The 17,379-nt window shown below is 44.0% G+C and carries 13 protein-coding genes and 2 rRNA genes; 11 read left to right on the top strand and 4 right to left on the bottom strand.

The window, feature by feature from the left end; genetic code table 11:
* Positions 1 to 285 (top strand): 23S ribosomal RNA (locus B6N13_RS22095); the annotation flags it as partial.
* 219 nt (positions 286 to 504) lie between these two features.
* Positions 505 to 619: ribosomal RNA gene (rrf, locus tag B6N13_RS22100) — 5S ribosomal RNA — on the top strand.
* 339 nt (positions 620 to 958) lie between these two features.
* Here the strand turns inward: rrf and B6N13_RS22105 are convergent.
* Positions 959 to 2,118 (bottom strand): IS3 family transposase gene (locus B6N13_RS22105; protein WP_169460631.1). Its coding sequence is split into 2 segments (ribosomal slippage): positions 959 to 1,866 and positions 1,866 to 2,118, totalling 1,161 coding nucleotides; the frame shifts between segments, so codons are not numbered across the junction.
* A gap of 560 nt (positions 2,119 to 2,678) precedes the next feature.
* Positions 2,679 to 4,196, bottom strand: coding sequence for a hypothetical protein (locus B6N13_RS22110; RefSeq protein WP_169460632.1), 1,518 nt, complete (start codon positions 4,194 to 4,196; stop codon positions 2,679 to 2,681).
* A gap of 147 nt (positions 4,197 to 4,343) precedes the next feature.
* Between B6N13_RS22110 and B6N13_RS22115 the strand changes: the two genes are divergently transcribed.
* Complete coding sequence (locus tag B6N13_RS22115; RefSeq protein WP_169460633.1) at positions 4,344 to 5,339, top strand: phosphotransferase; 996 nt, start codon at positions 4,344 to 4,346, stop codon at positions 5,337 to 5,339.
* Here B6N13_RS22115 and hrpB read toward each other — a convergent pair.
* Both hrpB and B6N13_RS22125 read right to left on the bottom strand, forming a co-directional pair.
* On the bottom strand, positions 5,331 to 7,859 hold the full coding sequence (gene hrpB, locus B6N13_RS22120; protein WP_169460634.1) for an ATP-dependent helicase HrpB: 2,529 nt from the start codon (positions 7,857 to 7,859) through the stop codon (positions 5,331 to 5,333). The two genes, B6N13_RS22115 and hrpB, sit on opposite strands and share 9 nt — an antisense overlap.
* Before the next feature lie 47 nt (positions 7,860 to 7,906).
* The gene (locus B6N13_RS22125; RefSeq protein WP_169460635.1) at positions 7,907 to 8,203 is read right to left on the bottom strand and encodes a 2Fe-2S iron-sulfur cluster-binding protein; all 297 of its coding nucleotides are present in this window, start codon (positions 8,201 to 8,203) and stop codon (positions 7,907 to 7,909) included.
* A gap of 122 nt (positions 8,204 to 8,325) precedes the next feature.
* Here B6N13_RS22125 and B6N13_RS22130 point away from each other — a divergent pair, with 122 nt between their 5' ends.
* The 8 genes from B6N13_RS22130 to B6N13_RS22165 all read left to right on the top strand — a co-directional run bounded on the left by B6N13_RS22130 (position 8,326) and on the right by B6N13_RS22165 (position 17,347).
* Positions 8,326 to 9,060: a response regulator transcription factor gene (locus B6N13_RS22130; protein WP_169460636.1), complete on the top strand. Its 735-nt coding sequence runs from the start codon at positions 8,326 to 8,328 to the stop codon at positions 9,058 to 9,060.
* The gene (locus tag B6N13_RS22135; protein WP_169460637.1) at positions 9,061 to 11,589 is read left to right on the top strand and encodes a PAS-domain containing protein; all 2,529 of its coding nucleotides are present in this window, start codon (positions 9,061 to 9,063) and stop codon (positions 11,587 to 11,589) included.
* A gap of 153 nt (positions 11,590 to 11,742) precedes the next feature.
* Positions 11,743 to 12,774, top strand: coding sequence for a sugar ABC transporter substrate-binding protein (locus tag B6N13_RS22140; protein WP_012071850.1), 1,032 nt, complete (start codon positions 11,743 to 11,745; stop codon positions 12,772 to 12,774).
* A gap of 109 nt (positions 12,775 to 12,883) precedes the next feature.
* Positions 12,884 to 13,966 carry an ABC transporter permease gene (locus B6N13_RS22145; protein ID WP_012071849.1) on the top strand — a complete coding sequence of 361 codons (1,083 nt, stop codon included), beginning with the start codon at positions 12,884 to 12,886 and terminating at the stop codon, positions 13,964 to 13,966.
* Positions 13,966 to 14,763 (top strand): ATP-binding cassette domain-containing protein, encoded by a 798-nt coding sequence (locus B6N13_RS22150; protein WP_169460638.1) that lies wholly within the window; start codon positions 13,966 to 13,968, stop codon positions 14,761 to 14,763. Before B6N13_RS22145 ends, B6N13_RS22150 begins: the two co-directional genes overlap by 1 nt.
* A 74-nt stretch (positions 14,764 to 14,837) precedes the next feature.
* Positions 14,838 to 15,815 (top strand): substrate-binding domain-containing protein, encoded by a 978-nt coding sequence (locus B6N13_RS22155; RefSeq protein ID WP_012071847.1) that lies wholly within the window; start codon positions 14,838 to 14,840, stop codon positions 15,813 to 15,815.
* A 68-nt stretch (positions 15,816 to 15,883) separates the two neighbouring features.
* Positions 15,884 to 16,771, top strand: coding sequence for an AEC family transporter (locus B6N13_RS22160; protein ID WP_169460639.1), 888 nt, complete (start codon positions 15,884 to 15,886; stop codon positions 16,769 to 16,771).
* A gap of 21 nt (positions 16,772 to 16,792) precedes the next feature.
* Positions 16,793 to 17,347 (top strand): mechanosensitive ion channel family protein, encoded by a 555-nt coding sequence (locus B6N13_RS22165; protein ID WP_169460640.1) that lies wholly within the window; start codon positions 16,793 to 16,795, stop codon positions 17,345 to 17,347.
* Positions 17,348 to 17,379: the final 32 nt, after the last annotated feature.

Here is a 17,379-nt window from a genome sequence, read left to right on the forward strand (position 1 = left end):
CCGTGGACGTTTGAGATTTGAGAGGAGCTGCTCCTAGTACGAGAGGACCGGAGTGGACGAACCTCTGGTGTTCCGGTTGTCACGCCAGTGGCATTGCCGGGTAGCTATGTTCGGACGGGATAACCGCTGAAAGCATCTAAGCGGGAAGCCTCCCTTAAGATAAGATCTCACTGGGACATAAGTCCCCTGAAGAGCCGTTCGAGACTAGGACGTTGATAGGTTGGGTGTGTAAGTGCTGTGAGGCATTGAGCTAACCAATACTAATTGCTCGTGAGGCTTGACCATATAACACCAAAGTGGTTTTGGATGAGAAGAGTGAAGGCTCAAGATCATCAAAATGACAAAGACACATAGAATTACGATGAAAACAACATCGGTTTGATACTTGGTTATCTCTATTTCAAAATGAATTGTTAAAGATCCAAGCACGTATTCGCGTGTTTTGAGACAAGTCGAAAGACAATGCAATAAACGCATAGCTCAAAACAAACGCAAAACGAATTGCTTGACGATCATAGAGGCGTTGAACCACCTGATCCCATCCCGAACTCAGAAGTGAAAAGCGCCATCGCCGATGGTAGTGTGGGAGATCCCATGTGAGAGTAGGTCGTCGTCAAGCTTTATATTGAAAAGAACCCCGTCCTGCTAAGCAGGGCGGGGTTTTTTCGTTTAGGCGGTGTAATAGGATTGCTCCCACATGCGTGTGGGGCTCTTTATCAAAGACACGCATGTGACAGTCGGCATCAGTCGTCAAGCTTTATATTAAGAAGGCCCTGATAGCTACGCTGTCAGGGCTTTTTTTCGTCTGCAGAAAATTCTTTTGCCTGTAGGAATACCATCTTGTCATTGCCTTCGCTTGCGCCTGTTTCGCAAGCTCAACGCGTCAGCGCGAATCCAATGCCAAGATAGCTAAAGGGAGGGACGAAGCAGGATAACTGCTTAGGTACTTTTGTAGTGGTCAACTAATTCCGGACAGTAAATTAGGTTGCTCTTCCGCTTTGGCAGGTGGCATCCCGTTGTTATATTGATGCGGCCTGCGCCAGTTATAATAATCCATCAGATAAAAACTGATATCTCGTTTTGTTTCGTTTTGAGTCATGTATCCTGCCTTTGGAACCCACTCGGATTTCAAACTTCTAAACACTCTCTCCATGGGAGCATTGTCCCAGCAATTTCCTCGGCGGCTCATACTTTGCTTCATGCGATAACGCCATAGCCGTTGTCTAAATTTTCGACTCGCGTATTGGCTTCCTTGATCCGAATGGAACATCACACCTTTTGGTCGACCACGCTGTTCATAACCCATATCTAAAGCTTTTATAACAAGCTCTGCATTGGGATTTGATGAGAACGCCCAGCCAATAATACGCCTTCGATATAAATCCAAAATGACAGCTAAGTAGTGCCAGCGACCTTCTGCCCAGATATAAGTAATATCGCCACACCAAACTTGATTAGGGGCACTCACATTGAACTCTCGACTCAGATGATTAGGGATATCTGGTTGTTCGCCTCCTGTATCCTTATAGCGATGCCTTCCTGGTTGTTTACTGCATAAGCGAGCTTCCTTCATTAAGTTTCTGACTTTGAAGCGACCCAGTGTATAGCCTTCATCCTGCAACATATTCTGTAATGTTCGGCTTCCCGCCGCACCACGGCTCTCATTGAAATGCTGAACCACTAGACTACGCAGTGTTAACCGTTCAACATCAATCTTCTGCTTACGCTTGAGGTAATCGTAGTAACTACTGCCTGGAACGCCAAACAAGTCACAAAGTACCTCTGTCGCTTCTTGCTCTCTTAACTTATCAATTAGCGCATACGTTCTAGGTCGTCCGACATCAAGAGAGCTGTAGCCTTTTTTAGAATGGCTTTTTCCCTTTCTAATCGACTAATTTTGGCTTCAAGCTCTTGTATGCGCTGCTGTTCTGGTGTCAAAGCTTTCGCTTTTGGTGTGACACCACCTCGTTCATCTTTAAGCTGACCAACCCAGCGTCGTAGAGCTGTCTCACCAATGCCAAGGGACTGGCAGGCCTCAGTAAAACTGTAGCCTTGATCGAGTACTAAGCTGGCGGCTTCATGCTTAAACTCTGCTGAAAATACACGACGTTTTGTCATTAAACACCTCTCTTAATGTGGCAATGTTACCACCTAAAATGGTGTCCGGTTTTATTAGACCACTACACTTTTGCTCCTTCTCATGGGGAGGTTGGAGGAGGTTATTAAGCTCAGCGCGAATTTAAGACAAGGGCGAATGAGCAACGTCTGTTTTTCATACCTTTTATTTTGATCATTCTTAATCGCATAAACTTGCTCATCTATTTTTATGAAGCAGAATATTTTTATTGAGAGAAAGAGGTCAGGAGAAAGTTATAGAAGTGCTGCAATTAGAAAGCAGATATAGTGTTTGTTTAGTTTGTGTGTGAGATGTTTGTTTTTATACCTAGTGGCGGATATGTTAAATGATTGTGGGGATAAGCGTGGTTGTTATGCACAATTTTTTTAGGCTATATTTTTGATCCACGTATTCAGTATGCGATTTGCCGCTTGGATTGAAGTATTTTGTTCATAACTTTTGATATTTTCCTATCTGGCTTGTTATTTGTTAAACAAAAAAAACCAGAGTAGAGAATCTACACTGGTTTTATCTAACAATGATTAGTTGACTTGCCTACTCGTTATTGCTCTTTTTGACTGGTGCTCAACGCGCTATGATGTGAGTGCGTTTCGTACTCGTCATCTTTGGCATAGATGCGCTGCATATAGATACCTGCAATCGCAAGAAAAACCCCTGTTACCGCACTAATAAAGGCCAATGAGGCAAACCATACCAAAGCAACCAATCCGACAGTTGATTTAGGAACGTCAATCGCTTGCTCTTTATTACTGACGTAAGCTGCAAGACGATAAATTTGGTTTGAGTTAACCAAGCGGTTAATATCATTTTTCAGTAAGGTTTGTTCTTGTTTAAGACCATAAATTTGATTATCAATGGCTCTTACTTCTATTTGAATTTCATCATACTGTGCTAGCTGAGACTCTTTTTCGCTGGCGGATCGTGAAACTGTTCCATTGCGGTTTTGAGCAGCTTGCTGAGCAACTTTATCGTAATTGGTTCTATAGCTATCGCGCTTTTCTTCAAGGCCTTTTGTTTGAGATAAAATTTGGCCTTCTAAATAAGCCATGCGCTGACGCCCTAAATCGATACGCTTTTGATAATCTTGTCCGAGTACTTGTAGTTGATCCTGAAGCTGCTGTTCACTTTTTGTTTGTTTAGCAAGTGCATCATCACCAATGGTGCGATCTGCTACAGTGTACAGGCGGTTTTCTTTTTCAGTGATTAGTTGGCGATATTTTTTCTCAACCGTTGGGCGTGTAAAGAAATTAGCATCGTCCATTTCTTTTTGCATTTCTGCTTTAAGTTTGTCTAGCTCTTTTTGTAGTTTTTCTTTATCGTTTTCTGAGCCTGCAACATAGCTGTTTAATAAGCCACGTAAGCGCTTTTGTAAGGCGCTTCTTTCTACATCCCAAGCGTCATAAATTTCACGTTCTTTTTGATTGAGCTCAGTAATTTCTGTTTGATAGCCTCGAATTGTTTCGTTATCTGAGCTGAGCTTGGTAATTTGACGATTGATGTATTCTCGTTCTTTTTCTAAGGTCTGATAATATGTTGAGTTCGCATTCTGAATACTATTTTGGTAATTATTATCTACCTCCTGAGGGTCAATAATATCAATATCTTTTTTACGGCGATCAAAATCATCGATTTTTCCTTGTAATAATAAGGAGGCATTTTTCTTATCGTCGATGGCAATATTCAAACCAGAAAAGTTACGTTCAAAGCCATTGAGCATGGTTTCAAAGGTGATAGAGGCAAGCAGAACTAGGCCAATAAAGAATAGGATGCGCCAAGAAGTATGTTTTGCATACATCATCGCTGTAGCCACAGGAATTTTAGAAGCTTCAACTACTGCTACGAGTACGAAAGGTAACGCCGCAACTAATATGCTGCTGTAGTCTCCAAAATTGAGGGTTCTATCCATTTTATCAAGTTCAGCATAGACAGAAAATGATACGATAATGGAAATAAGAAAGCCGATACTGACGGCGAGTATTTCTACAACCCAAGCAAATTTTACCAGCCTAACGCCGATATTAAAGAGTTTGTGATTTGAGAGTTTATTGTTTGATTCCATGGTTAGAAAAGACTTCCTCTATTATGGGCTGATTTTTTAGAAATTAGATCATGACGGCGTTATAGATACATTACGAAAATAGTGACTAAATTCTGAACATGCTATCTTTTTGTTAATTTATGTAATTAATTACTGTGAATAAGATTTATGACTCCGGATATTTTTATTAAACGGCAATGCAAAGCCTGTACCGTTAAGCGTGAAGAAGTGCTTCAATCTTTATGGAGTGGTTATGGTGAAGTGATTCGTTATTCATTGACGGGGAATGATTCGGTTTCTTTTGTTATCGTTAAGCACTGCTCTATACCTTTAGAGGTATCTCACCCTAAAGGCTGGCATTCTAATCATGGCCATCAACGTAAAGTTCGTTCATATGAAGTAGAACAGAATTGGTATCGAAATTGGGCATCACGATGCCACATATTGGCTCGTGTCGCACTTTGTTATGGCGACTTTTATGATAAACATACTGGACAGCGATTAACCTTATTGGAAGATTTAGACGCTGCTGGTTATTCAGACCGATACAATGCCAATAATAGTGATTATTTAATCTCTTGTATTAACTGGTTAGCGGCGTTGCATGCGGGCTTTATTCATCAAACTCCTCCTGCGAATTGGCCGAATGGTTTATGGAGCAAGGGAACCTATTGGCACCTTGATACTCGATATGAAGAATGGTCTGTCATGGCTGAGGGCGAATTAAAATCTGCCGCGTCTGAATTGGCGAAATGTTTAGATAATGCTCGTTTTAAAACCATTGTGCATGGCGATGCTAAAGTGGCTAATTTTTGTTTTTCTCCACTTGATAATCAGGTTGCCGCTGTGGACTTTCAATATGTCGGTGGTGGCGTTGGTGTTCAGGATCTAGCGTATCTTTTAGGGAGTGCATTGCCTGAATCTGAATTGACTGAAAATATAGATTATCTACTGGAGCATTATTTCTTAGAATTGGGGCGAGAGTTAATGGCGCAAGGGGAGTCGCAAGCTTTTGCGCAAGAGGTTCTCGAAGAATGGCAATATTTGTTTCCTATCGCTTGGGCTGATTTTCATCGCTTTATTATGGGTTGGTCACCAACTCACCCCAAGAATACCCCTTTTAGTCAGCAGTTGACCGAACAAGCGCTCAGTCAATTAAGATGATCGTAATGTTCGGTTGGTTTTCGATGTTGCTAACGCGCTGAGAGGATCTTCTGGCCAAGGGTGTTTTGGGTATCTACCACGCATTTCTTTTCGTACTTCTGGATAGGCTTCACGCCAAAAGAAGGCCAAATCTTGAGAGACGGCAAGTGGCCTTTGCCCTGGCGATAGCAATTCAATACGTATGATCTGATTCAGTACGGTTGGGCTTTTTGTATAGCCAAACATTTCCTGCAGTTTCACTCTTAGGGTTGGCTGTTGCTCGCAGTAGTCTATGGTATGACTTGCTCCTGATGGCACCGTTATTCTTGCAGGGACATTCTGATGAAGGTGTTGCTGTTGGTTCCAATCAAGCCGACTTAGTAAGATGTCATTTAGCTCCAGTTTATTTATGGCCTGTTGATTGGTCACTTTCCCAAGATAGGGGCCAAGCCATGTTTCTAAATCATGCAATAATCCATTATCAGAACAGTCTGGCCATGGGTTCTGTTGATCATGCAGGAAGGCGAATTGCATACGTGCTTTCAGCTGTTTACTGGATTCATTCCAAGGCAGAACACTAAGGCCTTCTTGACGAATGTACTGGCAAACAGCTTGGCTTATATCTTCTTCAGATGGTGTCGTAAGCTTCTGTTTATCAATGCAAAGTTTACCTATCCAGCGTTGTGACTCACTTAGCAAACGTGCCTCTTTTTTTGACCAAGCAAGATGATGTTTGATGATGAGTAAATCGGTGAAATTAGCGAGCAGCAAGTCGAGCTCAAAGGGGCAGGCAAGGAAAATACGGTCTTCATCTTGACCGTGATGTCCGCCGATGTCTAAGGCAATAATCCATTCACTTTGTGCACAAGGGTCGAGAGAAGACAGGCTTGCCAGTCTTCCATTAGCGAGTTTGTAGCGAGTCTTATCATGATCTTGCCCAACGCGTTGCGCAATACGATCTGCAAAGGCTCGAATCAGTAAAAAGGCGAGATCATTTTTATCATCAATGGAGACTTCTTGAATGCTGATTTGCTGACTGCGTTTTTGCCACTGTTGCTGTGCTTTTAAGTAGTTCTGTCTTGGTCGTTTACTTTGCGCCTGATAATGACCTGTTAACCAATTGAGGCGGTCTGCTAAGTCGCTATGATGATTTGAGAGTGGATCGCCTTCAGACAAAATGGTGCAGATGGCGCTGGCGGCATCGCTGTTATTGATAAGTTTGCCGTCTAATAACAGTCTAGCGAGGCGAGGTTCGATGCCAAGCTCGCTCATTTGCTCGCCAAGATGGCTTAATGTCAAAGAGGGCAATGACCCAGAGGATTGCTCCAGAGCCTGAAGGTTAGAAAGTAAGCCTATTGCTTGTTGCCAATGACTGTTTGGCGGTGGCGTAATCCAATCCAGTTCAAGGCGTTCTTGCACGCCCCATTTCGCCAAATCCATTACTAGGCTGCCAAGGTCACTGATCTCTATCTGAGGTTGGGCTTGAGGGGCAAGTTGATGTTGTTGCTCTTCGCTCCACCACCGGTAGCAAACGCCAGCTTCGGTGCGTCCTGCTCGCCCCATCCGTTGAATCGTCTCGGCTTGTGTCGCACGACGAGTGTGTAATCTTGTCGTAGCCGTACTGGCATCAAAGCGAGCCTCGCGGCTGAGTCCGCTGTCGATAACAACTCGGATTCCTTCAATGGTTAAACTGGTTTGCGCAATGCTGGTTGCCAAAACGATTTTTCTGGCTGGCGCTATTACTGGCTCAATAACCGTTTCTTGTTCTTTTAAACTAAGTTCGCCATATAGAGGTAGAATGCTGAGATGTTCTTCATGACCTAGGCGCTGTTGTAGCTGTGTCGCTGCTTGGCGAATTTCTTTTTGACCGGGCAAGAACACCAATAGGCTGCCGGATTCTTCATTGAAAGCTTGGCAAGTAATGCGCACTACCTCGTCGGTAACTTGAAAGCTTTTCAGGGCTTTATTGCTGTAATGAGTCGTGATTGGAAAGCTTCGCCCTTGGCTGGTCAGTGTCGAGCAACCAAGTCGTGCTTCCAGTGTTTCTGTGTCCAGAGTGGCCGACATCACTAAAAGTTTAAGGGGGTCTTCGTCGCGATACAGTTCCCGTGCCTGTAGACATAAAGCAAACGCCAAGTCTGAGTGAAGGTTACGCTCGTGAAATTCATCAAAAATAACGAGCGCAATATTCTCTAAACTCGGATCTTCGTGAAGCATGCGAGTTAATACGCCTTCGGTAACCACCAATACTTGGGTTTGAAAACTTTCTTTGCCTTCGTGGCGGATACGATAGCCAATACGTTTTCCTAAAGGTTCCTGTAAGGTATCAGCAAGGCGTTTGGCGGCGGCTTTTGCCGCTAAACGCCTTGGTTCTAGCATGATGATTTTACGGCCTTTCAACCAAGTTTGATCTATCAAAGCAATGGGCACCACAGTGGTTTTACCTGCGCCGGGAGCGGCTTCTAGAATCGCTTCGTGGTGATGCTCTAATTGTTGGGTCAGCTGGGGAATCAGTTGATAAATTGGCAGTTCGCTAGACATAAGATGGCTCATTAATTCGCTAGACTTATGATAACGGTTTTACGTGATTAACGCAGTCTCACTTTAGGCCGGTCGATGGCGATATCGGTTTTGCATGTCGCAATGCAGGGAAGGAAATAGCCATTTTGTTTTTCTTTGTCGTTTAAACCGTGAGGTTGGCGATGAGCGTAATCAATTTCACCAGATAATAAAGGGGTGAGACAAACGCCACATACGCCATTGGTACAGGCTTGCTTGATTGGAATGCCTGCGGATTTAAGAGCCGACATGATGGTTTCTCCAGGTTCTGCTTGAATGGATTGCTCAGGATCTAAGAAAGTCAGCTGGATGAGTTTCGATGTCACAAGAAGCTTTTCCTTTAGTTAATTGTCTATTAACTTTAACATGATATTAATAGCGCAATAATAGCCGCTTCTCTAACTTGGTGTGCGCCTAATAACAACGATAATGGATTCCAGCCCAGACAATGACAGAACAACATAAAAAAACCTTATTGGTAGTGGATGACGATCAAGATATTCGTCAGTTGCTTTGTGATGCCTTATCGCAAAAGGGTTACAAAGTATTGGAAGCAGAAAATGGTACTCAGATGTGGTCTCACCTTGAAGCTGAGCCCGTGGATTTAGTGCTGATGGATTTATATCTGCGCGAAGAAGATGGTTTGAGTCTTGCTCGTGAAGTACGCGAGCGTTTTGTGATGCCTATTATGATGTTAACAGGCAAAGGGGATGAAACAGATCGAATCTTAGGGTTAGAGTTAGCCGCAGACGATTACATGATGAAGCCGTTTAATTTACGCGAGCTCACGGCGCGAATTCATGCTTTGTTGCGTCGTTCTTATCAAGTGCCACCGACGACAGGAAGTACGATTAATCAAGATCATGACTGTTTAAAATTTGGAAGCTGGATGTTGGATTTAACGGCTCGTCTGCTGCATGATCCAAACGGCAAATTGGTCACCTTAACCTTGGGGGAGTTTTCTCTATTGGAAGTGCTCGCTCGTCACCCTGATCGTATTTTTTCTCGCGAACAATTAATAGAGCAAAGTCGAGGTTTAGAGACGGAAGTCTTTGATCGCACGGTTGATGTATTGATTTTGCGTCTAAGACGAAAAATAGAATCAAACCCGAAAACACCAGAATTTATTAAAACCCAACGCGGACTTGGTTACTTTTTCCAAGGCCCTGTGCGGACTAATTAAATGCGCTTTACCAGCATCCGGCAAAAAGCCTCTCTGGCTATTTTAGCGATTAGCCTGGTGGCATTTTTTATGGTCGGTATTGGCTGGCAATCTATGCGTGTCAGTGAAGCTACCTTATCTGAATTCGAATCTGAAACCTTACCCGAAATTTCTACTTCACTAACCTTAGCCGAAGGTGTGGCCCAGTTGGCTGCCATCGCGCCTTATACCGCGGGTTCTGGGCGTCCTTTCCAATTACAGACCGAATCTGAGCGCATTCATCGTCGCATTCTTGAATTGCGTGGTGTGGCGGACAGCTTAACGGATTCTGTCTTTCAGCGGGACATTGACGAGCGGCTAGATGACTTACAAAAGACTCTTGAAGAGCTGGTGGCCTTAGTGCGAGAAGAGTTGTACTTGCGTGAGGACAGCTTGGCTCAGCAATTTCGTATTCGACAATTGGCTCCTACTGATCATGCAGCCAGTGTCGATAGCCAGCAAGGTCTGGTCTGGTTGCTGCAGTTACTTGAGTCTCCAAGTTTGGTGCCTGAAAGTATGCTGAAAAGTTTAAAGCTGTCAGAACAAAGCGAGCAAGTGGCGAGCATTGCCGATGATTTGCTGAAGGCGCATCGACGCTTGAATCAGATTCAAGAGCGCAAAAATTATCTATTGATTTCGATTCGCGCCAAATCTGAACAGTTGAGTAAACAGGTTAGTGACTTCGTAGGAGGCTTGCAGAAGAAAGTAAGCCGTCAAAGACAGGAGGTTTCTTCGTTTGTCGAGCGAGGTCAAAATTGGATTATCGGTATCTCGGTGTTTTTGTTATTGGGCTTAACTCGCTTGTATTTATACAGCCAGCGCATGACGAAAGATTTAGGTGTGGTTACCAATGATATGGAGCAGCTATCTTTGGGGCGTGTGGATTCAAAGCATACTGGAATACGCCGAAACGATGAAATAGGTACTTTGGCTGACACTTTCGAAGTCTTTCGCCGCGATGCCCTAAGGCGTTTAGAGGTGACAGCGGAGTTGTCGGAGCAAAAGCGTTTGCTTGAAACCATCTTTGATAATATGAACGATGGGTTGAGTGTGTTTTCAGCCAAAGGAACTTTGGTTGCTTGGAATTCGGGTTATCAGAAGTTGTTTGATTTATCAGATGATGATTTGCATGTGGGCATGCCTATCGATGAAGTGCAAAATCTAATTAACCAAGGGCAGCACAAAAACCTAAATCTAGAGAACCAGCAAGTTCATATGGAAGAAGTGAACGTCTCTCGTCATTTGCGTTTTCAAAGTTTCGAGCGTCATTTTGATTCTGGCAAAATTGTCGAATTTCGTTCCAAACCTATGCCTGAAGGTGGTTTTGTTACCTTGTATACGGATTTAACGGAACGTAAGAGCGTAGAAAGTCAGCTTAGACAAGCGCAAAAAATGGAAATGCTAGGACAGCTGACCGGTGGTGTCGCCCATGACTTTAATAATCTTCTGGCCGCCATTATGGGCAACCTACAAATGTTGTCAGACTCCTTTCCACAAACCGAGGATCAAGCACGTTACATAGAGCGAGCCTTAGTCGTGTCAGAGAAAAGTAGCAATTTGGTGCAGAGATTGTTGGCCTTTAGTCGCCGCCAACAACTCTTTCCCGTATCGATTGCGATCGACGATTTGATCGAAGGTATGCTGGATTTGGTTGAATACAGTGTGGGTTCGCATATTGTTGTTGAAAGTGATTTGCAATGTCCCAATGTGGTTAGCTTAATCGACCCCTCGCAGTTAGAGAATGCCTTGCTGAATTTATCGTTGAACAGCGCCAGCGCTATGCCGGACGGTGGTCGTTTATCTTTCTCAACCAAATTATGTACCTTGCCAGACAGTGATGTGCCAGCCATACGAATTCGAGTGGAAGATTCGGGCGAAGGGATTGATGAGGACGTCATTGGGCGCATTTTTGAGCCGTTCTTTACCACTAAGCCTGTTGGCAAGGGCAGTGGTTTGGGCTTGAGTATGATTTATGGTTTTGTGAAGCAAAGTGGTGGTGAAATCAAAGTCACTTCAGAAAAAGGCAAATGGACTCGTGTTTGTTTGTTTTTGCCTCAGCAAATGACACAGCAAGACCCCCTGATAGAAGGTTCAGTAGTAGCAGATGAAAAAGCGAGCCAACAAGATAGCATTTTGTTGCCAGAATTTAGCCTCGTTTGGCTTGTGGAAGACGACGAGGAAGTGTGCCGTGTCATGCGTGAACAATTAGAAAAAATGGGCTTTATGGTGCAAACCTTTGATTGTGCCGAAGCCGTGATGAATGCCTTGAGTAAAGCCATAGTTCCTGATGCCATAGTGTCGGATGTAAACCTAGCAGGAACTATGAGTGGTGTTGAGCTGGCGCACAGCCTGAATTCCGATTCGTTTGGCTTTACGGGCCCAATATTACTGATGTCTGGCTTGCCAAGAGACGAATTGAAACAAAAATATCAATTAAAAGATGACGATTTGTTCATTTCAAAACCCTTTACGATCAAAGAGTTAAGTGGAATATTTCAGATAGAATATTGAACTATTACAAATGTTACAAAAAAAGATTAAATGATGAAATTATTCATTAGTTTTTTATCTCCATAGTGTTTTATCAAAGCAGAGTCGGGGCTGGATCTGTTTTGAATGGCATCGCTGCCAATAATAAAAACAAAAAGTGGAGTTATAAAAACAATGAAATTCATGCATCGTATCCCGTATAAAAAATTGGCTTGTCTAGTGGCGGCTGGCACCTTGTCTACCGTGGCTATGGCCGAAACCCCAATCATTGGTCTAATCACCAAAACCAACACCAATCCATTTTTCGTAAAAATGAAAGAAGGCGCACAGCAAAAAGCTACTGAGCTTGGTGTTGAATTGCGTACGTTTGCTGGCCGTTACGACGGCGACAACGAAACTCAGGTTCAGGCAATCGAAAACCTCATTGCTGCAGGCGCCAAAGGTATTCTTATTACACCTAGTGATACAGCAGCTATTGTTCCAACTATTCAAAAAGCACGAGATGCAGGTTTGCTTGTTATCGCGTTAGACACCGCCCTTAGCCCTGCTAGTGCAGCAGACATGACATTCGCAACGGACAACTTTAAAGCCGGCGAAATGATTGGTATGTGGGCCAAAGCAAAAATGGGCGATAAAGCCAAAGACGCTAAAATTGCTCTGCTAGATTTGAGTACAAGCCAGATTACTGTAGACGTTGCACGTGACCAAGGTTTCTTGCAAGGTTTTGGTATCGATCTTCAAAATCCCAATCGCATGGGCGATGAGACGGATCCACGTATTGTAGGTAACGATGTGACGCAAGGATCTGAAGAAGGTGGCCGTCGTGCGATGGAAAACCTACTGCAAAAAGACCCAGAAATTAACTTGGTGTACACCATTAATGAACCTGCCGCAGCAGGTGCTTATGAAGCATTGAAATCATTCGGCCTAGAAAAAGACGTATTGATTGTTTCTGTGGATGGCGGTTGTCCAGGTGTGCGCAATATCAAAGATGGCGTGATCGGCGCTACTTCTATGCAATTCCCTTTAAAAATGGCCTCTGAAGGTGTCACGGCGATTGTTGAGTTCGCGAAATCTGGCTCACGTCCTTCGGCATCAAACGGCCTCGATTTCTTTGACACAGGTGTTCAGTTAATTACTGATGAACCCGTAAAAGGTGTTCAATCGGTTTCGTCTAAAACTGGTTTGAGCATGTGTTGGGGTTAAGCAATCTCTTGTGATAGATGGGTGTGAAGGCGCCCTTATTTGCCGTTAGTCGAGTTTGGCTAACGGCACTTTTTCTGTCTAGCACGATGTTCCCTCTCTGGAGTAGTCTATGAGTTCTACCAACACAAAACCGTCTACAGCGGTGCTTGATCACGATAAAGTGGCAGATCAAGCCAGTACCTATGTTGCCAAGTTCGAGCGTAATGAAACCCTTGTGCAGCGTTTCCAAAAATTTCTTCACCACTATCCCATTGCCGCTCCAAGTATTGTTTTGATCTTGGCAATTATTGGCTTTAGCATGATAGTTGGTGGGCGCTTTTTGCACCCATTTAACCTGTCTTTGATTTTGCAACAAGTCACTATTATCGGTGTGATTGGTGTTGCTCAGACCTTAATTATTTTAACGGCGGGAATCGATTTGTCCGTCGGTGCCATTATGGTATTGGCGTCCGTGGTAATGGGCCGAATGGCGATGGATTATGGCTTTGAAGCTTGGCTTGCCTTGTTAATCGGTATTGGCGTTGGTGCAGTGGCTGGCTTTATTAATGGCCTATTGATTACGCGTATGAAACTGCCGCCATTTATTGCCACTCTGGGTTCATGGAACGTATTTTTTGCTTTGAACTTGTGGTACTCAAAAAGCGAAACCATTCGTTCTCAGGATATTAATGCTGCTGCGCCTTTGTTGCAGTGGTTGGGTGAAACCATCAACGTGTTTGGTGCCAGATTAACTTATGGTTCTTTGTTGATGTTGGCGATCTTCTTTGTGATTTGGTATGCGTTAAATTGGACCCCGTGGGGACGTCACGTTTATGCCACAGGTGATGATCCAGCTGCCGCAAAATTGGCTGGTATCCGTACCGACCGTATCTTGCTGTCTGTGTATATTTTAGCTGGTGTGGTGTGTGCTATTGGTGCTTGGGTATTGATTGGCCGCATTGGTTCTATCAGTCCACAGGCAGGTTACACGACAAACTTAGACAGTATTACCGCTGTGGTTATCGGTGGTTGCAGTTTGTTTGGTGGTCGCGGGTCTATTTATGGCACCTTGATTGGCGCTTTGGTGGTTGGCGTGTTTCGTAATGGTTTGGCACTCGCTGGTGTCGATGTGCTTTGGCAAGAGTTCACCGTCGGTATTTTGATTATTGTTGCCGTTGGTGTCGATCAGTGGATCCGAAGAGGAACAGCATAATGGTAGCTCAATACGATAAGACACCTGTGTTACAAACCAAGAACTTGGTTAAGCGTTATGGCAGTGTGACAGCCATCGATCATGCGGATTTCGAACTGTATCCAGGTGAAATTTTAGCGGTGATTGGTGATAACGGGGCAGGTAAGTCCTCATTGATCAAAGCCTTGTCTGGTGCATTGATTCCTGATGAAGGCGAGATCTTGCTAGACGGTAAGCCGGTGCATTTTACGTCACCAATGGAAGCCCGTGCATTAGGTATTGAAACGGTTTATCAGAATTTGGCTGTTTCTCCCGCGTTGAACATCTCTGATAATTTGTTCCTAGGCCGTGAATTGCTCAAGCCTGGGATTCTTGGCAAGGTGTTCCGTATGCTAGATAAAAAGGAAATGGAGCGCCGTGCTCGCGACAAGATGGCAGAACTTGGGTTAATGACGATTCAAAATATCAGTCAAGCCGTCGAGTCTTTGTCTGGTGGTCAACGCCAAGGTGTGGCGGTTGCACGCTCTGCTTTATTTGGCAGCAAGGTGGTTATTATGGATGAGCCCACTGCCGCTCTTGGGGTGAAAGAGTCTCGTCGGGTATTGAATCTGATTAAAGAAGTACGTGACCGTGGATTGCCTATCATCTTGATCAGTCACAATATGCCTCATGTATTTGAAGTGGCTGACCGCATTCATATCCATCGCTTGGGTAAGCGAGCGGCAATTGTCACTCCTCAGTCTCATAGTATGTCTGACGCCGTGGCCATTATGACTGGAGCGATGGAAGTCGGTGAATCAGAGGACGCTGCTGCCTAAGATAAAAATGAAACCGCTATTTTTATCTGCCATCAGGTAGGGCAAAATAGCGGCCTTTCATCAGGGGAAATATCATGAGCGCAAGTAAACCATCTACGTCGCTTTTTCATAAAGCACGACAGCTTTGGAAGGCGTACCGAGTGATGCCTAGTCTGTTGGCGGTTTCGGTCATTGCTGTTTCACTTTCCCCTTTGGTGTCGCAATCTTCAGAACCTCAACCACTCAAGTCAATTGGTATTAGTGTTGCTGATTTGGGTAACCCCTACTTTGTTCAGCTGGTGGAAACGGCCTCTGTTAAAGCTGAAGAATTAGCGGGCGAACCTGTTAAAATGTTGATTCGTTCGGATGCCTATGACTGGCAACGCCAGATAGGACAAATTAATGATTTTATTGATCAAAAAGTTGATCTGATTGTCTTAACGGCGGCGGATGAATATAAAGTGGCGGCGGTTGTCGCCAAAGCCCAGCGAGCGGGTATTAAGGTGATTGCGGTTGATGTCAATGCCCAAGGTGCTGATGCCACTATCACGACTGATAATGTTCAGGCTGGTGCGATTGCCTGTGAAAAATTGGCGGAGAAAATCAATTACCAAGGTAACTTCGTGATTATTAACGGAGTGCTGGTTTCGTCTGTTATAGAACGCGTGGCGGGCTGTAAATCCGCACTGAACAAATACCCTGATATTACTCTCCTAAGCGATCGCATGAACGGGACCGGCAGTGTGGAAGGCGGTATGGAAGCCATGACGTATTTAATGGAAGAGTACGATCACATTGATGCGGTGTTTACGATTAATGACCCAACGGCATTTGGAGCGTTGCGAGCCGCACAACAAGCAAACCGTAAAGAATTTGTCTTAGCTTCAATTGATGGTGCGCCGTTTGCCACTGAGATTATCAAGCAGCAAGATAACCCTTGGATTGCCACTGCCGTTCAGCGTCCTATTCCTATGGCAGAAAAAGCCATCGAAATTGGTATGGATTTATTGAAGGGGAAAGAGGTGGCCCAGCGTTTTATTTTGATCCCCTCAACGCTTATTGAGAAAAACTAATCGCTATTCCATCTTGGTCTTTTAATGCAAGGGCGTTAAGCTATTGCCCTTCGGGATAGAGGCTATTAATGGACACTTCGACGATATTCTTACAAATTTTTAATACGGTTTTTCCACTGGCCAGTATAGTGCTGGTGGCATTCTTTTATGCACGGGTTCGCCCAACTGACATGACGGTGGCAAACCGTATTAATATCAGTGTGTTTTGCCCCGCGCTGATTTTCTCTGTTATGTCGTCAAAAGACTTTCATATCGCCCAATATATCGATTTGATTTTTGCCGCAACGGCCGTTGTTTTAGGTTCTGGATTGCTTATTTGGCCGCTGTGTAAGTGGTTGAAAATATCCCCTAAGACGCTAGTTCCTCCTATGATGTTTAATAACAGTGGTAACTTGGGGATTCCGCTAATTGTATTGGCGTTTGGTGAGTCGGCGTTGCCTATTGCTGTGGTTCTATTTCTTACCGAAAACTTGCTGCATTTTACGGTGGGCATGTATTTACTTAACCCTAAAACCAACCTGCTTAATGTGCTGAAGATGCCAATGATTATCGCGACGATACTTGGCTTAATCTGGAGTTTGCAAGGTTGGACTGTTATGCCAGCGGTGAAAGTCTCTGTAGATATGATGGGACAAATTGCCATTCCGCTGATGCTGTTTGCGCTTGGTGTACGCATGACAAATGTCGACTTTAGCGAGTGGAAACTTGGCGTCATTGCCGGCTTCCTGTGTCCATTAAGCGGCTTGATGATTGCTGCTATTTGGTACTATGTGGTGGGCATGTCGTCAGAAAACTTCGCTTATTTATTGATTTTTGCCTGCTTGCCGCCAGCCGTTTTGAATTACATGGTCGCTGAGCTGTATCAACAAGAGCCGCATAAAGTGGCGTCGATTGTGTTGATTGGTAATTTGATGAGTGTAGGGATTATTCCTTGTGTATTGTTTTATGTTTTATAAATCCGTATTAGGAGAAAAAGCATGATGGTGCAAATCGGCTTAATCGCCTTGTTGGTGGTGGCTTACATCATTGTCTCTCGTATTTTAAAGTCGACAGTAAGATTACTTGGGCAAAAAAGCTTCGCCAATGAAGTGAGAATAACTTACGTTTCAAAAATGCTAAATCTTGGCTTTACCGCGATTTTTGTGATGTTGGTTTGCTTGGTTTTGGGAATAGGTTATGGTCAGCTGGCGATCTTTTTTTCCTCTGTATTCGCTGTTGTAGGTGTGGCGCTCTTTGCCCAATGGTCTATTTTGAGCAATATAACCGCGAGTTTAATCATCTTTTTTGGCTTTCCATATCGAGTAGGAGATTGGATAAAAGTTGTCGACAAGGACGATGAGATCTTAGGGCAGATTATGGAAATATCGTCTTTTCACGTGATTATCCATCGATTATCAGGGGATGTGGTGACTTATCCAAACAGTCTGATTCTGCAAAAAGCCGTTGTTCGGTTTGATAGTCGCGATGCTGCATTGGCAATGAGTCAGTTTACGGAAAGGTTAAAAGTCGAAAATCATAAGCCCCTTTCGTAAAATTCGAACAAAAAACGATCAACTTTTTTAAG

Source organism: Marinomonas sp. UCMA 3892, assembly GCF_012726345.1.
Classification (GTDB): domain Bacteria; phylum Pseudomonadota; class Gammaproteobacteria; order Pseudomonadales; family Marinomonadaceae; genus Marinomonas.